This is a genomic window from Enterobacter cloacae complex sp. ECNIH7 (genome assembly GCF_002208095.1).
In the GTDB taxonomy this organism is placed as follows: Bacteria; Pseudomonadota; Gammaproteobacteria; order Enterobacterales; family Enterobacteriaceae; genus Enterobacter; species Enterobacter cloacae_M.
In genome coordinates, this window is the sequence record NZ_CP017992.1 from 13,353 (window position 1) to 35,339 (window position 21,987).

Consider the following 21,987-nt stretch of genomic DNA (forward strand, 5'->3'; position numbering starts at 1 on the left):
CTGAATCAGTCCCCACCGAGCGTTTTTTCCAGCTCAATGTCTTTTTCCGGTACATTCACCACCCACTCACGCTCGGTACGCAGCATCTGTTCGCGCACCTGCTGGCGGATACCCCGACCGTCCGCCACCGCTTCCTGAATGGCCTCATCCAGCTCACGCTCTCCCCGTGCTGTACCGTCACGGAGCCGACGTTCTTCATCAGCAGACAACAGTTGTTCGGGTCTGGTGCTCTCCTCACCCGGCACTGCCGGCAACAGTTCCTGCCGGGCCTGCTCCGCCAGCTCCCGGGCCGCTTTTTCCTGTGCCTCTGCCAGTTTCTGCTGCTCATCCGGAGGCAGCGTAATGGGGTCTTCCGCTTTCGCCGCCGATTCAGCCTCCGCCACACTGCGCACTGTCCGTTCCACCTCATCAGGCTCCGTGATTCGTCCCCCGGTCAGGCGGCCTGCATTGAGCAACCGTTCTTCACCGTGCAGGCGTATCACCACCCCGCTCTCCGGGTTCTCCTGTGCCAGGCGCAGCGCCGTCTGTGGATCATCAGCAATGAGTGTCTGTCCGTTACGGCTGGCCTGCAGGCCGGCGAACTGCGCATCCTCCCCGCCACGCAGCCGGGACTCATCACTGAGCACCACGCGCATTCCGTCATCCTCGATGCGGATTTCAGTCAGCAGCGCCCCGGCCGCTTTCCCGTGACGGGTCCAGGCCGGCAGGGCCACATACGGTGTCGGGTATTTCCTGCCGGCAGCAATAAAGCGGGCCATTGTTTCGCCCTCAAGACCGTTTTCCGCCAGCACCCGGCGACCCAGCGCGGTTTTATCCAGCGGGGAGGCGGTGGCCAGCAGGCGGTTACCGGTGTCAGACTCGTGATCGCTTTTCTGGTGCAGCAGATCGTGGGCAGTCTGACCGGCATTTGAGTGCCGGGCATCGGCACGCCAGCCCGCCAGGTTGTCGGTGTAGACCTGCACATGCTCTTTTGCGCGTGACAGCGTCACGTAGGTGGATTCCAGAGACGCCATTCGTTTCCTGCCGCCTTCCGTACCGGTCAGGGCAATGGCAAAGCGTTCACTGGCCCCCTGCACGCCATACACCGTCAGGGCGTAAGCGAGGTCAATATGACGGTCCTCCGCCATGGCCTGCGGGTTGACGACTTTCTCCTGGTCTCCCTGGCGGAACCGGATGGCACCATCATCAGTGAACCCGGCCACCTCCCACAGGCTGTTGGCCACATAGCCGCGGTCGGTGTCCGAGCGGGTAAAGCGCACCCGATCCCCCTGACTTAGCGTCAGATCGCGGGGTGTGAAGAGGGAAATATCCTGTGCAGTGTTCTGCTGAGGAGAGATCAGCACTGACTCCCCGTCAGCATTACGCAGCGTGACCACGGCGTCCTCCGTGTTCACCTCTGCCACAGTCCAGTAGCGCTCATTCATCATGGCCACCGCGCCGGTGTACTCCGCAAAGGTTTCAGCTGCTCGCAGGGCGTTATCCGGCACCCGCAGCGGCTCCAGGACAGTGAACGTGCGCTCCTCTGCGCCGGTATCGCCTTTCTCATGCCGGGCGGTATGAATGGCATCATTGATGGCATGACGATCGGCGTTGAGTTCCGCCACAACCAGTGTCTGCTGCTGTGCCTCCGGGGTGCGCCCCATCCAGTCGTCCCGGATGGCTTCAATGATGTCGGTGCGCACCAGGGCCAGCTGCTCTGGCGTCAGTGTCTGTTTGCTGGCAGCAACGAGATAACCCTGCTCCTGGTCCTTTTTCGGCGCACGGATTTCCATGACCGAGTTATCGGGCACCCAGGCCCCGGGCTGACGCGGGACCTGCTGTGGAGTGACGTCATCCACCTGGTGCAGGGACAGCGCCACCTGACCGGCAATGATGCTCTCAATCGCCGGACGCAGCGCCGGGGTCTGGCGGACAATCTCCCGCATCACCACCGTATCAATGGCACTGCGCTGCTGCACCAGGCGAAACGGCAGACCGGTTGAGATGGCCTGCAGCTGCGCGGTGTCCCCGCTGGAGACCATCCGTCCGCCGCCTGCAGCAACCAGCTGGTAGAGTTCTGCCATATCGCGGTTGCCCACCATCGAGCTCTCATCCGTCAGGAACAGGACATTGCGGAAGTCCGGTGTTTCCCCGCCCTGAATGGCCAGCCGGGTTTCACTGAGGAAACTGGCGAGCGTGCGCGCGTCCACCCCGGCCTCACGCATCTCATGCACCGCCCGGTGCGTGGGTCCCAGACCGATGACTTGCGGGCGCACGGACTCAGACAGAGTGTTCAGGGCACCCATCACCGCCCGGAACTGGGTGGTTTTCCCCACCCCTGCGTAGCCCTGAATGGCCATAAAGCGGTCGGTGTTTTCCAGCACTGTCCGCGTGGCCTCCCGCTGGCCTGCCGTCAGACCGACCAGCACTGAGGCTGGCGTCAGCGCCATCAGGGGTTGTACCGCATCCTTACCCTCAGCAATATGACGAATGATGGTCTTTTCCATCTCATACGCCACACGCGGGACCAGGACGCGGTTTCCCGCCCCGGCAACCGAATCCAGCTTAATCAGTGCCCCGCTGTCCACCTGGCGGGCGATTTCAGCCCGGACCGCCGCCAGCGGCTGGCCAGACTTCACCGCCTCGGCCAGCAGGGTAAGTTCACCGAGATGGACCAGCCCCTGCTGGGCGCGCGGGATGGCCAGACTCACCGCCTGCTCCGCATCCGACATCAGACGGTCCCGGCTGGCCTGTATGGCGGTATCCAGATTTGCCTCACCGGTCGACTGACGGACCTGGTCACTGGCCAGGCGCACCGCAGACACACTTTCCACTTTGCGCGCAGCCTGCTCAGGCGCAAGCGGCGTATAAATCCGGATGTCGCTGCCACTCTGCGCCAGCGCGTTCAGGGTCTGTTTATTCAGGCCTCGCGGACCGACTGCAGCCAGTACCGTGCGCGACGCGCTGGTACCGGCCCCGGTCCCTTCCACATAGTCATGGGCCAGCTTCACAGCCCGGTCTGTGGGCAGACGCAGCTCCCGGTCGCCGCTGCGCAGCCGTACCGCGCCTTTTTCCAGCCCCGCCACGGTGAACTGCTCTTTCGCTTTGATGGCTCCCTTCAGCTCACGCCCCAGCGCCCTGACGCGGTCTCCTTCAGAAACCTCCAGTGTCCGGCTGCGGTACAGGCTCCAGCTGCCGTCCAGTTGCGTCACCTTCAGGGTCAGGCGACTGCCGTCTTCACCCTGCAGCACCAGACTGTTGGTCGCCTCTGCCACCCGGTCAATGGTATGGCGGGTCATCATTTTCTTCTCAGCGTCCCACTGCTCAATCACCATCCCGGCCCGGTAGTTATCACGCTGATGGCGGGTTTTGCTGTCCAGCCACACCGGCTCCAGCACCTGCAGCGTCACCTGCTCCCGGCCCAGCTCACCCGCATCACGCCGCGTATCCCGGATAACCTCCGTCAGCTGCTGCTGTTCCCGGGTGCCGGTCACCTGGGCCACCACATCCCGCCCTTCAGCCGACAGACGCACATAGTCCTGTGCCAGCTGGCTGTAACGGCTCCGCTTGTCCGCCTCACTGACCAGCCGCACTTCCGGCAGCTGTGTGCCGTAAAACCGGTACTGGGGAATATCCGCCTCTTTGAGCACAGACAAAGCATTCCCCGTCCCCTGCCGGTTTTCGGTGTCCATGAATATCAGCTGTGCCCCGGCGCTGAGCGCTTTCTCCTGCAGCAGGACGGTCTCTTTCAGCGACAGTCGCTCCGCCCGGTCGACGATAACAGTCCCCTGCACCGGCAGTACGGTGTCAGCGTTCATCTGCGAGCGCAGCATCACCTGGCCTGCCAGATGCGGGCTTTCTGACAGGAACTGGCCACTGCGACCGTCGGCAGCAATCACCATCACTTCCCGTCCCTGAGAACGGGCCATCATGGCTACGTCTTCCGTGCGCTCCCGCAGGGCCTGCGCCCCCCCGCGCCCGCTGAGAATGGCCACAGGGCTTTTATCCTGCGTCAGGACAGAGACCGCATCCCCGGCAGGCATATCACGCTCTTTTGCCCGTTCCGGAAAGACCAGCACGGTCTGCTCCGCAACGGCGGTGCGCGCCAGCTGATGGACGCTGAGTTCATTCAGCAGGTGGATATCAGAGGTGAAGATGCCCTTCTCCCGGTCCAGGGGAATAAGACGCTGTCCTTCAATCGCGGCCTCAATACCGGCGCGCGCCTGTTCAAACAGGCCCGACACGGACGGCAGGCGGTTGACCGTGCCGGCCAGCATTTCGGACCAGGTAAACTGAACCTTTTTCTCCGACAATGCCGAAATCGTATCGCTGACGGCTTTCTGTACGTCTGATTCAGATATCTGAGCGGAAGACGCGCTGGCGGGCTGGCCTGTAGTCCGGATACCCTCTGTACTGCCAACAACAGGACCAGGTGGCTCCGCCCGCTTCTGCGCCTGGTTGATGTAGTTATCGATATCGAATTTTTCGTCGGTTAAGCGCCGGCGCCAGTCAGCTTTCAGCAGTTCAGGATCGGCCCAGGCTTTTGCCTGGCGGGTATCGAGTGCGGCAACGTCGCGGGATTTTTTGGACGCATCCGGCCCTGCCGCTTCGCTGATAGCCTGACTGCGGGTCGAAAACGGCGCAACGGGAACATCTTTCAGCTCCCAGAGACCATTTTTACCGGCTGCAACCGTTTCATAACCAAGTTTTTCCGCCTCCTGTCTGAATGGTTGCAGTACGAGGTTTCCGATCGCCACCTGCAGCGCATACAGATTTTCACCGAATCCGGTTTTCATACGTGTATCGCTGGCCAGCGCCCGCCATTTATCTTCCGCAAACGTGGTATTGAACACCAGCGCATGCGTATGGATCTGCGGATCTAAAGCACGGGAGGTATCATGATTGTACAGTGCGGCCACCATGTTTCCCGTCAGAACGGTATCGGTTTTTCCACTGTCTGTGATGCGCGCGCTGATAAGCTTCTCTACCTCTTTCATGCCGTTTTCCACACTGCGGTTCCACGCATCAAGCAGGCGGGTATCACCACCAATGAGGATCATCATCGATACACTTTTGGGGGCTGAAAAAGTCAGGTCGTAGCCGCTGCGGTGTTTATTCACGCCATTGACCATCCTGGAGAGATCGGTACCGTCAGGAAGTTTACCCTGACGTATTGCATCCATATCGGCGTTGGCGACTTCGCCCTTCAGTCCCAGTTTCTCCGCGCCATCTCCCAGCCAGCGAGACTCCAGCGAACCGCTGGCATAGTAGTTGTCTTCGTGACTGTAATAGGCCGAATCCCCCTTTATAGAAGAAATAGAGAGCATCAGAACACCTCCCTGTCGTCATCAAAGTCATGCGTTTTCTCTGTCGCATGGTTGATGTTGACCTCTTCCCTGCGGGTCATATCGCGGGTCTGGTGTGAGGTCTGAGCCCATGCCTCATACGCGGCGAAATCCACAACCTCACCGTCGCTGTTCAGGCCCGGGGGAATATCCTGTGATAAATCCTGTTCAATATCCCGCTCAGTCCCTCCGGTGGAAGCTGAGCCACCTTCAGCGCCAACTGCTGTGGACGCCGTGTTTTCGGTATCTGCATCGCCGGAAGCCCCCTCTGTCTGCAATGGCCACGTCGCAGGAGGCGTATTCGCTTCCGCGAGGACAGCAGCCACCAGGTCGGCAGAAGGGGGAGGGGTATTCGAAAGATTACCCTTCGGTATAAACGCACCGCCCGGAACAGCCTGAATTAACGATTCTCCCTCGAACAATCCGGCAAACTTGTGCCGTTCTTCTTCACTACGGCGCCGAATTTCATCCTCAAGCGTCTGATCAAGACTCGTTTGTACGTCACGCAGCAACAGGGCATCTGCCACTTTGGGCATTGCCTCATAGCTCATGGAGAGTTTTACAACGGGATAGTCACCGGGCAGGGTGACATAACACTGCAGATCGTTAAGTTTCTGGACGTCTGAATAGGTCACCACCGTGACACGCTCTTCCTCCTTGCCGAAGGAAATCCCGTCACGGACCTGCTCATGGCCGAAGCTGGTCTGTTCATTGAACTTTTTACGCCGGGTTTCCCCCAGATCTTTTTCCACAAACTGCGCAATTTCCGCACTCGGGGAACGAAAGAAGAATTTGGTGTTCAGCAGGTCAAACAGCCCCGCAGCAGCTTTAGGACCATAAATTTCTTCCATCTGGGCGATGTTCTGAAAACCCAGCACAAAACAACCGCCAAATTTACGGGCTTCTGAAATAATCCGCGGTAATGAGGACAATTTATGTAGCGACGCCAGTTCGTCATAGAAGAACCAGACACGCCGCTGCCGGTTCGGCCCCATAGCGAGAAGACTGGTGGCGGCAATGCTGAGCCACAATGAAATAAGCGGCTTGAGGGACTCATGGTTTTGTTCATCGGAGGTAATGAAAAGCCAGCCATTCTTCGATTTATCGGTCTGGCCCTTCATCCATTCCCGGATGGTAAACTTCTCCCGCCCCGGACGGTCAATGCCCTGCAGGTAGCGCAGAGCTTTAACGTAGTTTGTCAGTACGCTCCGGATAGAGATGGCTGTCTTCTCAATCTTGCCGTCAACCAGTGTGGAGGCTGGCGTACCGGCCAGGAAAGCCCGCAGCTGGTCCAGCTTTATGGCCAGAAGTGTACGCAGGAATTTGTTGTAGCTGCGATCTTCGTCCTTACGCATTCGCTCAGCACCTTCCGCGAAAATGGTGCGCGCACTGCCCTGCCAGAACGGATCTTCACCGCTACTGGCCGGGATCAGGGTCGTACTGGCATTCTCCAGTTCGGCGATAGAGCGACATTCCTCCCACAAGTCCCAGTTCGGGCAACGGGAATCCAGCGCATTAAGTACTTTATCCCGGGATTCGTCGTAGAAGTCCTCAACGAACGTACAGCCTTTGTCGTAGATAATGACCAGATCGCCCCTGTCACGAAGCTGTTTTAAAATCTTGCGCATCAGGGTGGATTTACCGGTTGATACTGTGCCATGCATAGCCATATTCTGAATTTCAGAATCCAGCTTAAGCGGCAAATCATCGATACGAATATCAGATGCTTCCCCGCGTTTTTTCATCATCCGGGCGACTTCCTTTGGCGATTCGCAGAGTACCCGGCCCCCGATAATTTCATCCTCACTCTGTTTACGGCCAGCACGCCCGAGATACCAGTACACGGCCAGCGTGGCCAGAAAGGCGATCAGCAGCGCGGCACATCCTGCAATAACCAGTTCCTGCTTCAGCAGTTGACCGCAGTACAGGGTGTAACTGTCGCTCAACACCTGCCTGGCGCTGTACTGCAGGTTATGTTCGTAATAACGGATGGTATAGACAGGCTGACTGACCATTTTTTCAGTAAAAGGCGACATTACCCGAACAAACCAGTAAATAATGCCGTTGGTCAGATTCTGAATACTCATTCGCATAAGCAGGACGGCGATGCCAAATAAAACCGTCCCCATAATAACGTAATAAGAAATCAGGTTATTTATTTGCAGGAACATTTTCAGGCGCATGAAAGCGACCTGACCGCCCTGCGTTAAGTCGCGAGGATTCAGGCTCATTATATTTCCCATAGACAGACTGATCGTAAAAGCAAAATAAAATGCTTCAGACGATTAGTTTATGGAGTCAAAGAAGATTGGAGTGTGTTATTTGCAACAGACAAGCCAGGAATAAGGGTGGTTGAATAACCACCCTAGTATTTCAGAGAATATTAGCTACAGATTTTGCAAGCTGTTCCTCAAGCACCGGCTTCGCCTCTTCAAATTTCAGGTTTACTTTATTAGCAGAAGACACAACGCGGGTTTGGTATTTATGCTGATTACCAGTTTGTGTACTGGTCTGTACTTTATAACCAGAAGTGCCCTGTTTCAGAGCCGCGACATTATCGGTCTGCACGCTGGCGTTTGTTTTTTCAGAAATCTGAATATCCGTCACCATCGTATAGTTGATATCTTCCACCATCGCGTCAGCGGCCATCCCCACCAGACCAGCCGCCAGGCCAACACCTAATGTTGCGCCGGCAGAACTGGAGTTATAACCGGTAATCCCCGCACCTAATGCGGCACCCGCTATCGCCCCTTCGTAGCCCTGGTTCAGGAACCCTTGGGCGGTACGCAGGTCCATTTTATCCGCTTTAAGGATATTCGCCTGAATCCAGTAATGTGCGCTTTCCGGTGATGAGGTGACGGTGTAGCCTTTCTCCTGAACAGCTTTAGCGACTTTGGCTTGCAGGCCAGACATGTCTTTATCAGAGGTATTCTTGATCTGCAGGAACACTGTTTTCTGTGAAGAAGGCTCAAGCCAGATTGTTTCACTCATCTGAGTCTTCACTTCGAGATTACGTTTCTTTATCGCTGTGCTCATCGCTCCACAACCAGACAAGATCAGGGTGGAGGATAATACGGCAGTCATTGCCATCAACTTAATGTTTTGTTTCATATTTTTCTCATTTCCATATAAGTTGCATGATATCTATCATGCCCAGAAGAACCACTATCATCACCACACTCTCAGAGTGTGGTATGAATAATGTACAGGCAGAAGCATAACCATATCAATCATAAGGTTATACTGAAGTTTTGAACGCAGGGTCATTTACTCATTAGCAAAGCCCTGAAGATATGGCTTATTTGGGGGTTGCGGAGAGCAGTTCTTTCACTTTTGACAAACTACTCACCACCGCAGGTGTCATATATCGAGATAACGAACCCTGTAAAAATAGAGCACTTATAATAAATGTCACAAACCATGAAAATCCCAGACCTGAGACAAAACTCTCTCCAACCCACAGTAAAATCACTCCAACTATGGAATTTGTGAACAGGAGAAAAACACTATAGAAGTGGATCTTTTTCTCAATTAACCCAATTAAAACCGACCGATTTCTTATCTCGTTGCCTAATGCAATTCTCATGCAGACAAAATTATAGGATGACATTAAAAAAACAAGACTAAAAAAAACATTTGAACCAAGAGCTATCACCAATGTATCAAAATAATGATATTCCACTCGCCCAGCATTTATAAACACATCAGCAGCAATAAAAAATAGCTGGATAGCGTAAACAATAACTAACTTACTGAAAATAACTTTTAGAATCTGGCTATTAGATGGAATCTCATAGTCTCGATTCTTAATTTCATCAAGAACATATGCAGCATCCTTTTCCAGTTCTGAGCGCTTCATCTTTCCCTCTCTTACTCTTTATTAAACTTATCCTGCAATTCATCCTTGATTCTGTTCAAATCATTCCTTCCAATGCTATTGTCTCCAATCTTATCACTTTGCCTTTTTTCTTCCGCGATCTTAGCTTCATTAAAGTTTTTATTACCCTGTTCATGTTCATTCTGCAAGCGATTGTAATCCGTCCTGGCAGAATTACCGGATGAGTTCACAGAATTTTTATCATTATCGACCTGAGATTCAGCACTATTGCGGCGATGTTGTACATCAGCGCCAACCTCATTACCTTGTTTCACTCCATTCGCACTGGCCAGTGCATTCATGCTGCCCTGCTGCTGAGCGTATTCCGCCTGAAGGTCTACGTGACCTGATGATGCGCCGACACCGCCGATTCCGTCACCGGTTCGTCCTTTATTTTGTTCAAATTCCTGCAGCAATTGTGGTTTCATGCGATCTTCCACAAATTCCTGGACCATCCTGTCTCGTTCTGCACGCACCTCAGGGCTGGCTGCATCCGACAATAGTTTATCAGCTTCACCCGGGCGCTTACTGGTGACATAACCGACAAACTCCTGAGAGTAGTTCTGGTTAATATTGGCACTGTTATTTTCTGCATAGCTGGCCAGCTGAGAGTATTCATGACTACGGGTAACCGCATCGTTAAACTGCGATGCCTGGCTTTGCAAACTGGAGAATGTTGAAGACAGTTGGTTAGCAAGGGATGATGATGCATTGTCGGTATGGCTGCCGCTGTCCGTCACGCGGGTAGACGTCACAACGTCCATTGCGTCGCGGAAATCCTTCAGTTCCTGCGCACTGAAACCTTTGCTTGTTCCACCCTGATGGGTCAAATCGGAACTGGTACCATGCGAAGAACCACTCCTGCCGGTATACTCTGCCTTCAGATGCCCCTCTCCTGAGACTTTCATCCCGGTAGCCAGTCCAGCAACTTTACCCAGAACTTGTCGATCGGAATCGAAAGAAATCTGAGCACTTCCGCCTGCTCCGGCACTCATATCCTGACTTTTAGTTGCCGCTGCCCGAATACCTTCCGCCAGAGTGGTATTTTCATCGCGGGCATAGCGGGAACCAATAGACTGAATGGTGTTCAGTGCTTTGGTCAGATTGCTGTTAGTCGACGTGTCTGTACCCGAAACAGTGGTATCGCTGTTACCACGCTGCTGACTCCACTGGTTTAACTGCGATGTCGCCAGGCTTGAGGTCTGAGACAAGCTGTTGCTCAGGCTTTGAGCCTCGCTGATAGCATCGCGTTGCTGTTTCTGCCAACTGCTTGTCGCCGTTTTACCCAGCATGATATCCACCGGCAGTTTTGATATGGACTCAGCATTATTGAACACCTGCTGACCTGACGAAGTCAGGGTTTTCGTCGCCCCGCTCTCAAGCTGGTTGGTCATATGGCCTTCACGATGGCTGTAGTTGGTATCCCACTTATTACCCTGTACATTCCCCGTCGTCATATTGTTATAGGACCAGTTACCGTCAATCGCCTGCGAAGACGACTGTGTGGAGGCTGACTGCAGGGTCTGTCCCAGATAGTTCCCCGCCTGCGATACCACCTGCCCTAAACCTTTAACCATACCCCATGCGATAAACGGGATGGACAGCGCCAGCCAGCCGGCTGTGGTGCCAATATCGGAATAGGTATTCTGTATCTGGTCAAACGTGGCCAGCGTCACCGCCGTCCCGTTGAGTTTGCCCTGCAGGTAGAAATTCATCGCATGGTTCAGGATGGAGAACAGAATGGGCCACATCTGCAGATAAGCAATGGTGTAGATGTAGCCTTTGATAATGGTCCAGGACAGGGAACTCACCACGGCCAGAACAATCAGCACCGGGAACAGTGCCATTGTCATGCCCAGCAAAACGCTGTGCATCACAGGCAGCGTGTTGGCGGCAATGGACGCACTGGTCGCCTGCGACAGACGCATTTTTGCCATCGATGTCTGCGTGGCAGTGTTCACCAGTCCGGCCGTATCGCCATTCTGCGCTGAAAAACTCTCCAGACCACTGCGCAGGCCATTCATCACCACGTTCTTGCGGATGATTTCGGTGGAGGTCATGGAATTGCCGTGAAAATAGTTATAGCTGTCGCCCAGCATTTCGGTGAACAGTGCCGTACTGGCACCGTTTGTCGGACCAAAGACCTGGTTCGTGAAACCGTGCATCCGGTTAAGCACCTGCTGGAGAAACGGGAACATATTCCGTCCACTGATATCACTCGAATCAGTGTTTATTTTGGTTGTGGCCTGCTCGCAGGTCAGAAAATTGCGGTTTTTGTCATACAGGCCACGCAGCGGGCTGGGTTTACTGAATATCAGCGCATATGGGTCTGTAGAATTCATCAGGTCGCCAATGCTGTACTTGTTGTTCAGCATAATGTCACCCACCACGCAGTTGTGGACGTAATCAGAGAACATGCGCTGAATTTCCGGCTCAGAGAACCGGAAATCACTGCTCCCCGCCGCCAGCTGCGCGCCGAACAGCATCCCGGTTTTGCTGTAAGTCAGCGCGTCCGGCCGGGCAAACACAAAATCGTAAACCTGTGCCATTCCGGCACCAATACGAGTGATCAGGCTGGCCGGGGCTGCAAGGCCGGTCGGGACATTATCAACCTGATAGATGGCCGCAGGCTCAGACAGGTCAATAATCTGCACGTTCCGCTTGTCCCCGACCAGAACGGCAATCACCAGGACATAAAACCCGGCCCATTTGACCAGGTCCATAATATTGCGTGTCCGGATATAGGTTGCCGCCCCGACAATCACCGATACGGCAGTGGCCATAGCAATCAGTGAGTCTCCGGCCCTGCTGTTAAAAAATGCCGCCACGCCATTGAGCGTATCCTGAAACCACGCCCCGCCGGCAACGGTGTAAATCGTATCAACGGCCATATCAATTCACCCTGCTGAACTGGTAGTTACCCAGCACACGATCGCTCATCTTTGAGGAGACCTGCTGGCGGATAAAGCGGATTTGCTGCTGCGCGGAGATAAGGGCATCTTCTTTGATCTGCACTTCCATACGCAGCGAGTTAAGCGCCTGACGCGCGTCGGCCAGCCCGCTTTTCAGCTCTTTCATGTTGGCGCCCGGGTAATCTTTGGTGGCAAGCGATCCGTTAACCACCTTCATCACGGCTTCCAGATACTGCAGATAGATGTCGACCGCGATGTAATCCGTCAGCTGGGCAAAAAGGGACTGCGAGACACTCAGTGACGACTGATCCACAATCCAGGAGAGAATGGGGATGGAGGTACTGTTGATGAACTGCTTCTCTTTTTCCGTCAGCGGCGTGTCGGTGATGGCCTTGTTCTCGATGCTGGTCAGCATGTCCTGAACCATCTTAATAAGCGATTTGTCTGCGGAAATCGTCACGTTATTGAGGGTCGGGGACAGGCATTTATTCTGGTTATCGCAGACGTATACTTTCGCACTGCCGCCGCTCATCATCGCTGTCAGCAGGCTGCGATCCGACGCCATTGAAGACAGTATCCGCAATTCGCCGTTGCTGCCAAAAATCACCGAGCCACTAATGCTCATGGCGAACTGACGCAACTCTGCATTGCTGCTGAGCGAGCTGTTGCCGAGCGCATCCCACATCAGATTGATATCCTTCAGTACCTGGTCCTTTTCCGCGCCGGTGGCTTTGTCCGCGACGGAGCCGTATTTGCCTCCGGAGGTACAGCCCTGACGGGAAGCAACCCAGTCCGAAAACACACTGGTTTGCCCGCCAACAGACTGGCAGACGTTCTGCTGACTCTCTCCCCACAGCGATGCCACGCTGTCGACCATCGCCTTTGCCGCCTGACAGCTGGACATATTGAACCGGTTAATATCAGCGGCCATCTTCTGCAGAAAGTCTTTCGCGGCTTTCAGTTCAGGTACGGTGGTTTCCAGCGCAAGGTCAAAGAAGTAGCCCGCTGCGTTGGCCATCGTCTGTTTCACAAACGCCATAATCTGGTCGGAGTTAATAAAAGAGAACGCCCCCAGATACACGTCAATCCCGCCACACCCGGCATTTATGGACGGCAGACTGATGGAAACCAGCTGAATATTCTTGTTGCCGGTGCGCGCGTAGAACGAGCCTCCGGAGACATAACGTGCGGCCTGCCCCTGCCAGGCTTTTGCCGAGGTGGTGTTGCTGGCATAGCTCATGTCATTAAAGAACGAGTTCATGTCATCCTGCAGCGCGGCCTGCGCCGTTCCTGCGCTGTACAGGCCCAGCGCAAAGGCCAGGCAAAGCGGTTTCAGTCGCATTATTGTTGTCCCTGCGTGTTGAGTGGAGTGCTTTTCCCTGACTGCCGATCCAGTGCCATACGCAGCACCTCATTGAGCCGGCTGCGGAATTCTCCAGCCCCTGCGGCACCCTGCAGCAGCGGCCAGGTTTCCATCGTATTGACGTTGGTCAGAAAGGTGGTTGGCGTGGCCACCGGCAGGCCACTCTGGAAATATTCCACCATCACATCCGGCGTTGCTGGCAGAACATCGGGGAATTCGGCATCTCCCTTCCCGTCAAGGCTGATAGGGAAAACGTCAAGACCGGTTTGCTGAGAAAAAGCTTTCAGGACCGGAGCAAACTGGCGGCAGTACTGGCAGGTCGACTGCATGAACAGCACCACCTTCCAGTCCTGCAGGTTAACTTTCCTGCCATCATTCAACGAATACCAGACGGGTGAGGTATTCTGAGCAGCACGGTCTGTGGTTGTTGCCGCCCCGTTTTCTGGCAGGCTGAGCGCATCCATCGCGGGTGCGCTCCGGCCCGTTTTACCGGCTTCAAGAGCACGAATATCATCCAGTGTCCCGGCCTGCAGACAGCCGGACAGCATTGCCGCCATCAGGATGGCGGACCGCAATACAGTAATAAGCATGGGTTACCTCAAAAGACAGGTGTTATCAGTAGTCAGGTGCAAAGTGGGTAAGGACGCTGACCATCTGGCGATCCAGGTCATCGTGGCTCATAAACCCCCATGCAAGGGGTTGCCACTGGTGAGTTTTCGGGTCGACCAGAAACGTAGCCGGGAAGTGGGTGACACGCATTTTTTCAGCCTGTCCGCTGTCAGGGCGACTTTGCGGAAGCTGGTCGCTGAGTTTACCGTCCACGCTGACGGCCATCAGGCTGATCCCCCGGTCTTCACAGAAAGCCCGTATCACCCCGGCCATCAGGTTGTCGACGGCATTGTTGCCCCGGTAGAAAAAGAACAGGCCATAACGCTGCGCCACCTGGCTGATAACCGCATTCTGGACCTTCTTTTCTTCAGTCAGGCGGGCTTCCACCGTGCCGTTGTAATGGCTGCGCTTCACGTTGTAATCCAGCTCCGGATACTTCAGCCGGGCCAGTTTCGCCGTCTGGGTGAAGTCCGTTGCCCGGTCAGTCCAGAAGTTCTGCAGTGTCATAAAGCGGCGGAAGTTCTCCGCAGAGGGATACAGAATGGCGGTGTCCAGCGCTTCACGGGTAGCCTGCTGGAGCACCTTTTTCTGCTCTGATGGCGTCATGCTGGCCAGACGTTCCCGTAGTGTCGGCGGCGACGCAGGTTCGGGTTCAGCCTCTTCAGCATTGGGGTTGTACCACTGCCATCCCTCTTCCCGGGCATACTCAGGTGCCAGCACATCCTCGGGAGCAGCATGCAGTGATGCTGCCATCATCAGGGCAAGCGCACCGGCAATACATCTCATGGGGCGTTCTCCTTCATTTTTTCGGCGATGATGTCCTGCGCTTTTTTCAGCAACGCCTGGTCTTCCGGAATTTCACTGCCAGCATCAAGATCACTGTAAAAATCACTGAAGTTCATCACCCCAAAATCGAGGCGTTGCAGTTCATCCACCGTTATGCCACGACAGTCCGGAGACTTTCCGCTGCCGAAGCCAACGCCCAGTTGGTCACGACGTCCCTGCTCCTGGACAATACGGGCCAGTTTTGAATCAAACTGGCAGTAGCCGCGCTTTTTCTCGAGGCAGACGCCGAGGACTTTTTTACTGCAGTATTCCCCGACATAGACCGTCAGTTTTTTCTCTTTAGCCTTGCCCAGCGCTTTCTCATCGCTGCTGCAACTCGACAGCCCCACATCCTGACCCCATCCGGAATCCTTGCAGCAGTTATTGAAGCCCGCAGCCATCTTTTTGCAGGATTTGGCCTCGCCAGTGAATGCTCTGACGTTCTCCCCGTTCAGTTCCGCCACGTCTTCGCCTGCAGCAGCGACCGCGGCCAGCGCGGAGACGGCCTGACCAAACATATTGCTGGTTCCGGTCTGGCCCTGCGCGCAGCTGCCGTCCGTACAGAAAAACTCACCACCGCAAATCTGCCCGTTACCCGTTTTCTTCCGTTCACAGGAGTACGTCACCTGCTGACTCACACAAAAACCATCCACGGTATCTGCACACTGGCTGCGCGTCACCGTACAGGCGGAGTCCTTCATATACTCCCCGCAGGTTCCTTCTGTCTCGGTCTGGGTCAGGTAGGTGTCTTGCCATTTCCAGCAGTCCTGATGAATGCTGTAGGTTTTTCCCTCAACAACGACGGACCGGGTGCCTCCCGGCTCCACGCACTGAGAACCGGTCATGGCGCCTTCAGACTTGCTGAACGGGCAGCTTTCTGACCACTCTACCCGCGGCACCCATTCCCTGCTTTTCACCTGCATCACCAGCGTCAGCGTGAAACGAGAACTGCCCCCGACGAACTGGTTAAAGATGACGTTATCCAGCGTACCGGTACAGCTGCCGTTCCCGCTGCAGCTTGTCCCGCTGAGAGTCTGTCCTTTGGTCAGCACCATCCCTGTCGCGCCTCCCAGTGCAATGGTGTCATTCCAGGTCAGATTGAACGTGGTATTCATAAAGCTGGCCCGGGAATTCCAGAGATAATTTTGGGTGGTCACGTTCAGGCTTGCACTGTGGATGATGCCGGCTTCAGGGGCTGCCACGCTGAACACAATCTGCTTTCCGGAACGGCTGAAATTAAAGGCGGTAAGGGTATAGGTTTTAACCTCTGTGGTTTCCTTCCAGTCGCCGACAATAGTCGCGGTGCGGGTGCAGTACTGCTCAATTTTCGTGTCCCGCAGACACTGATGTGTGGTGATTTCGGTAAAACTCGCAGGCTGGTCCACACATCCGTCAAAACCGCCGCCTGTAATGGTTTCCGCTTTCGCCTGCATATCCAGTCCCTCGGAAATAAACGGTGCATCAAGCGATGGTTTGTTGCTTGCAGGAGTATTAAGAATGGATTCCGTAATAGTTTTCCCGGCCTCAGAACTGTTTAACGCTGCAGAACCCGGGGATGTCATATCCACACCCGACGAGGTCACCCCACCGTAGTATCCGCTTTCAGAGGGGGATGTCGTGTAGCCCGGGATGACTTCAGCGGGCTTAAATCCCTGAATGGCATCAGCACCCTGCCCTTTGTTCGCTTTCCCCTGCTGCATACCCTGATTAAACTGCTCATTAGCGATGAGCGGTTGCACCATAAAGACCGATGCCGTAGCCACCAGTAAAGGGAGTATCCTTTTCATTCAGCCTCCTCGCCCAGCAGGCTTTTCGCGGTCTGCGCACAGTCCCCCTCTTCTGCCACGCGCTTCAGCGCCTGATGCAGCGTGAGATCACCCTGAAGGCGGTCAACTTTATCGCCCTGATTTCCGCAGGCGACGATCAGTACCGGTACGGCGGTAATGTTGTACTTACGAAAGGTGGTTGGGTCTATCTGCACGCCTCCGGTATTGCTCTCTTTTACCAGACCAGCGACAGCATTCGCTGTGGCCCGCATGTCGCCGTTAACCATCCCCCGGATAACCACCGGAATATTGAGTGCTGCCGCGTCCTGAACGCGCTGTTTCAGTTCATCAGGGGGCATTGAGAATGAAACAAAAACCAGAGCAGCATCAACGGGGCGCTCACCGGGCTGCATGGATTGCCGGAATTGCTGTGCCTGAGCGTCGAGAAATGACTGATCCTGCGGTGCTACCGGACGTGCCTGCTTCAGGAAATCTGGAGTTTGCAGAGACTGAAATCGCTGACGATCCAGTCTGAGCTGTTCCTTGATAAACTGACGGTTTTCCGTGTGTTCAGTTGCCTGAGCCAGCCCTGTGGTCAACAGAGCGAGCAGGAAAATCAATACCTTGTTCACAAACATACTGTGCTCCTTACAGGAAAACGCAGTTGCGTTTACGCCAGAAGAGATACCCGAAATTTCGACGGTCATTAGGCATGTTCTTGCCGGTTTCCCAGCGTGTCACGCTGCGGCCCAGCGGATGACATTGCCCTGCATCGGGATATTTATTGACCAGGTGATAACGCCAGCGGCTTTTCGGAATGATGGGAGATGGATATTCAAAGCAAACCGCCGTATCAGCCCCAACGGAGTTCATGATCATGCCCTGCCGGTGCAGCTTGAATGCCATACGTTCACTGAGAAGCAGCGAGGTCTGCATCGGGCTGAATTCATTCGATACCCAGCCATTAAAGGGGTACATACTTCCCTGGCTACCGGCACACCAGAACAGGGGGTCCAGCGGCATATGCACCAGACTTGCGGCGGCATCAGCCGCACAGGCCGCCTGCGCAATCACGTTGCCGAACAGAATGGCTTCAGGCTGGATAATCATGCTGAGCGAGCTGCTGTCCCACATCGGATCAAGTTCAGACAGATATCCAATGTCCATGTCTCCTCCCTGAAGACAGCCCATTGACGTGATGATATTGAGCCAGTACGTCAGCGGATATTTGTACCAGTGAACATGGTAGAACGCGCCGGGGTTGGCCCTGTTCTCCTGCCCGCCAGTCCCGGTACCGACATTACCCACGTTGATATTGAACCCGCCCAGATTCACCATGCAGTAAGGGGAACGGGTAACATCAGTCAGCGCCATAGGCTCCCAGTAGCCTATGGCCAGCCCCACACGGTAGAAAATCCCCATAGGACAAAACTGGATGGGCATGCCAGGATTCGGCGTATCCGGCTGACGTCCCTTTGCGACGGGCACATTGCCAATGGTTACCGGGAAAATGCACTCCCAGCAGACATCGGTGATCGGGTTTACAAAACGCCCCTCGCACTCAACGGAAGCGCTGGTAGTGGCAGCCTTGCTCACTGACGACCAGCTGAAGGCAAAAGCCATGAGTAACAAAATAAGTGACCTATTCATGGGCTTCTCCTGGACCAGGGAGGGCAAAAGTATCTACCCGAAGACGGCGTCGGTCTTCTGAGAGCGTCACCCGGGCAGGGATAGCCTTCAGTTCAAACTTCCTGCTTAGCGTGCCGTCCTGGTCAAAATAAATCCGCGTGTCCAGGGCTTTGGTCGCCTCACGGATATCGCCGTTGACCAGAATGACGCGGTAAGTCAATGTTCCGGGTTTCTGCGCTTTAATCCAGGACAGTTGTTGCGGATTATCTGCATCAATAAAATAGAGCGTGTCGGTGAACGGGACGGTATCCAGCGGGTTAATCACCTGCCCTTTACGGGCGAACACCCGCCCCTGATGGTCTTTCAGATCTTCACTGACCGTCAGCGACGGATCGATATAGTGCGTGGTGTTCTCCTGCGCCAGCGTCAGTCCTTCAACCGGTTTAGGGCGTAGAGTGTTTTCAATGACACGCTGTTTGAATGCTTCCTGCTCCCGGGCCATTTCACCACTGGCCTCCATTGCCTTCAGGCGTGTCTGGATGGTAGTAAGCATGTCCTGCTCAGCAATAGGGTACATTTCCCCCCATGTCCCCAGATTTTTTGCCTGTGCTACGCCGGAAATCAGCAACAGCGCCAGCAGCCCTTTTTTCATCAGTTGCCGCCTCCCGCCGCCATTCGGTGTGCCACCCCTGTCTGAATCTCATCAGTGATATCGCCCGCCCCGCTGGCCACTGCGGGCGTAACCAGGATCAGTGCATTATGACGGACCTGCCAGTCCTGCAGCTCCGCATTAAGGCTGGTCATAAATCGTTCGGTAAGTGCCTTAGTCTGAGGCTCATCCAGTGACTGAGCGCCAGCCTGTTCAGTGAACTGATCCAGCGTTTTTTTCATATCAAATGACACCACAGTTGGCGTACGCCAGCTAATCAGCAACGACGTGACGGCAGCGTTAATACACAGGATGGTGGCGGCAACCAGCAGCAGGCTACGCAGACAGCGGCGCTTCTGGCGTTCACGTTGAGTCAGTGCCTTTCTGGCAGTTGTGGGTTTTGATTGCGTGTCGTTAACCTGTTGTTCCGTTTTCATGCGGCCTCCGCAAGCGCTTCCAGTTCGCGCATCTCATCAGGGAAGTTACGTTGTGCCAGTTGGTATACGGCGTCATGGATATCCATGTTCTGTTCCCGGCACTGGTGGATAAATTCGAAGTCATCACCCTTTGAACTGAACATCGCGCGACTGAGCGGATCGACAAAGAGACGATGGAAACTGCAGGTATCATTGATGCGCAGCATAAAGGAAGAGAACCACTGGTCTTTGGCATCACCGAACTTGCTGATAACACTGCGCTCCAGCTCGCTGAACTGGTTGGGACGGTTCTGGTTGTACTGTTTAAACTCAGACGCATCCTGTTTGAGGACAACCTTGAAGGCAGAGTTACCCCAGGCCGCTTTGGCCGCGCCGGAGGCATCATCGGCGTCAAAGTCTTTGATGTTCTGACTGATGGTGATGAACGCGCCACGGTGGCGGCGAACCGTACGGTAGCCGGTTTCAATGAACTGACCGACCTTCTCATTTTTAAAGTTGAGCAGCTTCCAGCCTTCGTCAATGGTGCAACATTTCTTCAGGCTGCGCGGCGTGCGGTACATTTTGTCTTCGATGTAGATGATGAGGGAAAACATCACCGCAACCAGCAGGTCAGGCTTGTCCTGCAGGCCCCCCAGCTCCAGGACGATAAAGCGGGCGTCATCGGTCAGTGACGGCTCGTCACTGTTAAAGTATTCGCCGTAAATTCCCCAGGAGCAGTACTTACCGAGCAGTTCGATAATTTCATCCAGTCGGTTGGTGATACCCGGCGAGTTCTGGTATTTATCATCCTCACGGATGGCCGTCAGCTTCTGGACTACATGGTCAATTCGGGCTTTTTCCTTGTGCGCTTCCCATGCCTCCTGAACCCCGCGCAGCAACAGACTGTGATGGACTTCGTCCAGCGTACCATTGGGACTGGCCAGTACAGCCAGCTGGTCACGGATACGTTCCCCGGACTCATTGATATTGGAGATGTTGGCAAACGGATTGAATTTGAGCGACTTGCCGTCAAGGTATGTACCACCCACGTTCTCGCAGAACGATTTGTAGCCATCCCCCATATCAAACACCCAGGCGATACCGCCGGAGTCCAGCACACTGCGCAGGATAGGCTGTACCAGACCGGTCTTACCTGCACCTGATGTGCCGGTGACCGCCATGTTGTAGTTGGTGTTGCCCATCCCGTCCCCGTAGATATCGAGGAACGCCAGCTGATTGCGGTAGGACGGCGTCAACAATCCCCCCTGACACAGCCGGTTGTCGGCCACCACCGGCAGCAGATTCACGGCCTGGATACTCTCCGCCCGGCAGGTGGCTCCGCCCATTTTGATGTCTTCCCAGAGTCCTTCCGCATGAATGAAGGGGATCATCGCTATCCAGTTACGGAACTGCATATAGGTCGGGGAAAACAGGTCTATGCCGTTCTTCTTGAAAGTATTAATGACCTGCTGTTCGCAGACCAGCGCATCCTCATCCGTATCCGGACAGAACGTGGTGACGTTATAGTAATAGCGGACTATACAGGTCTGGTTACTGTTGAGATGCTCGCGGATCTCCTTCCACTCTTTAGCCTGTTTGGCCACGCCGGGAAACAGGGTGGCATAGGGAGAGTTCGCTTTTTTCTCCCGGTCGAGATACTTGCGCGTGGCTTCCCCTTGAGTCGCCACCTGGTCTTCGGCCTCCATCACCATCGTGATGACGAACGGACTGGCGATTGTCAGGTCGGGGCTGAGCAGGTTGGACAGGTTATCGCCGCCCATCCATAGCATGAACATATCCGGGTTGTTCTCCAGCATGAAGTTCATGGCCCGCGTGGAGGTCACGCTGCCCTGACGGTCGGCAAGGCTGATAAGGACATCATCCGGACGCACATCGATACCGATACGCTGGTCAACACAGCGCTGATGCAGCTCATCAAATTTGCCGACACGAACCTCATCTGGGTACAGCTGATCATGACGGGCATTCAGCATCCCGTGAACCAGCGTGGCCAGCTCCTGGTCATCGGCCGCCTGCGTGTAAATTTTTGCCGCATCCAGAGAGGAACGCAGCACTTTCAGGGTATGAGCAACTTCCGTCATCACGGCAGCCGTCCGCTTCTTCGCCTTCACGCAGTAAGAAATATACAGGCGGTAGTCACGCAGGGTCAGCGGCAGACCGGTCGGGCTGTTGAACTGCTGCTGCGCCGCGCGCTGATAATATGCCCTGGTTATACGGTTAAATTTGTCAGCATGCTTTCCCTGCCAGCGGAACTCAGACAGGCCCCGGTCAAGCTGATCACCGATCAGCTTGCTGGACACCAGGTGGAATGATATTGGCGTCTTACGCGGCAGCTTGCTTTTGATGAGATCTTCCAGCACATACACAATCTGTTCGTTAGCGCCGATAAGGGGCTCTGCACGTAGCAGAAAGCCCACCGTACTGCGGTTCACAAACAGCCCACTGTCACGGTCATAGTCACGGTACGGCAGGACGCTGGTCAGCTGCGGGAAGTCCAGGCTGGCCAGATTGCGCGTCATCTCCGACGCGCCATCCGGCATCCGGAAGGCGTTCTGCAGATTTTCCAGTACGTTCAGAAATTTTTTCACCCGAACTC

General features: G+C 54.9%; 14 protein-coding genes. All 14 read right to left on the minus strand.

Annotation, left to right across the window (positions count from 1 at the left end; genetic code table 11):
* Window positions 1-5: 5 nt before the first annotated feature.
* Entirely contained in the window at window positions 6-5,306 is a 5,301-nt protein-coding gene (traI, locus tag WM95_RS26545; protein ID WP_042005194.1) for a conjugative transfer relaxase/helicase TraI, read from the minus strand.
* Window positions 5,306-7,555 (minus strand): type IV conjugative transfer system coupling protein TraD, encoded by a 2,250-nt coding sequence (traD, locus tag WM95_RS26550; protein ID WP_042005193.1) that lies wholly within the window; start codon window positions 7,553-7,555, stop codon window positions 5,306-5,308. Before traD ends, traI begins: the two co-directional genes overlap by 1 nt.
* A 142-nt stretch (window positions 7,556-7,697) precedes the next feature.
* Entirely contained in the window at window positions 7,698-8,435 is a 738-nt protein-coding gene (traT, locus tag WM95_RS26555; RefSeq protein WP_042005192.1) for a conjugal transfer complement resistance protein TraT, read from the minus strand.
* 187 nt (window positions 8,436-8,622) lie between these two features.
* Window positions 8,623-9,183, minus strand: coding sequence for a hypothetical protein (locus tag WM95_RS26560; RefSeq protein WP_042005191.1), 561 nt, complete (start codon window positions 9,181-9,183; stop codon window positions 8,623-8,625).
* 11 nt (window positions 9,184-9,194) lie between these two features.
* On the minus strand, window positions 9,195-12,092 hold the full coding sequence (gene traG / locus WM95_RS26565) for a conjugal transfer mating-pair stabilization protein TraG (RefSeq protein WP_042005190.1): 2,898 nt from the start codon (window positions 12,090-12,092) through the stop codon (window positions 9,195-9,197).
* Window position 12,093: 1 nt separating this feature from the next.
* Entirely contained in the window at window positions 12,094-13,455 is a 1,362-nt protein-coding gene (gene traH, locus WM95_RS26570; protein ID WP_042005189.1) for a conjugal transfer pilus assembly protein TraH, read from the minus strand.
* Complete coding sequence (gene trbB, locus WM95_RS26575; RefSeq protein ID WP_042005188.1) at window positions 13,455-14,066, minus strand: type-F conjugative transfer system pilin assembly thiol-disulfide isomerase TrbB; 612 nt, start codon at window positions 14,064-14,066, stop codon at window positions 13,455-13,457. The genes traH and trbB overlap by 1 nt, the downstream gene beginning before the upstream one ends.
* Before the next feature lie 25 nt (window positions 14,067-14,091).
* Complete coding sequence (gene traF / locus WM95_RS26580; RefSeq protein WP_042005187.1) at window positions 14,092-14,871, minus strand: type-F conjugative transfer system pilin assembly protein TraF; 780 nt, start codon at window positions 14,869-14,871, stop codon at window positions 14,092-14,094.
* A complete protein-coding gene (traN, locus tag WM95_RS26585) occupies window positions 14,868-16,697 on the minus strand; it encodes a type-F conjugative transfer system mating-pair stabilization protein TraN (protein ID WP_042005186.1) in 1,830 nt (609 codons plus the stop codon). Before traN ends, traF begins: the two co-directional genes overlap by 4 nt.
* Window positions 16,694-17,314 (minus strand): type-F conjugative transfer system pilin assembly protein TrbC, encoded by a 621-nt coding sequence (gene trbC / locus WM95_RS26590; RefSeq protein ID WP_231592906.1) that lies wholly within the window; start codon window positions 17,312-17,314, stop codon window positions 16,694-16,696. The genes traN and trbC overlap by 4 nt, the downstream gene beginning before the upstream one ends.
* 10 nt (window positions 17,315-17,324) lie before the next feature.
* Window positions 17,325-18,326 (minus strand): conjugal transfer pilus assembly protein TraU, encoded by a 1,002-nt coding sequence (traU, locus tag WM95_RS26595; protein WP_088545127.1) that lies wholly within the window; start codon window positions 18,324-18,326, stop codon window positions 17,325-17,327.
* On the minus strand, window positions 18,319-18,957 hold the full coding sequence (traW, locus tag WM95_RS26600) for a type-F conjugative transfer system protein TraW (protein WP_042005184.1): 639 nt from the start codon (window positions 18,955-18,957) through the stop codon (window positions 18,319-18,321). Before traW ends, traU begins: the two co-directional genes overlap by 8 nt.
* Entirely contained in the window at window positions 18,957-19,391 is a 435-nt protein-coding gene (trbI, locus tag WM95_RS26605) for a type-F conjugative transfer system protein TrbI (protein WP_042005183.1), read from the minus strand. Before trbI ends, traW begins: the two co-directional genes overlap by 1 nt.
* Window positions 19,388-21,979, minus strand: coding sequence for a type IV secretion system protein TraC (gene traC, locus WM95_RS26610; protein WP_048242299.1), 2,592 nt, complete (start codon window positions 21,977-21,979; stop codon window positions 19,388-19,390). Before traC ends, trbI begins: the two co-directional genes overlap by 4 nt.
* Between the last annotated feature and the right edge of the window lie 8 nt (window positions 21,980-21,987).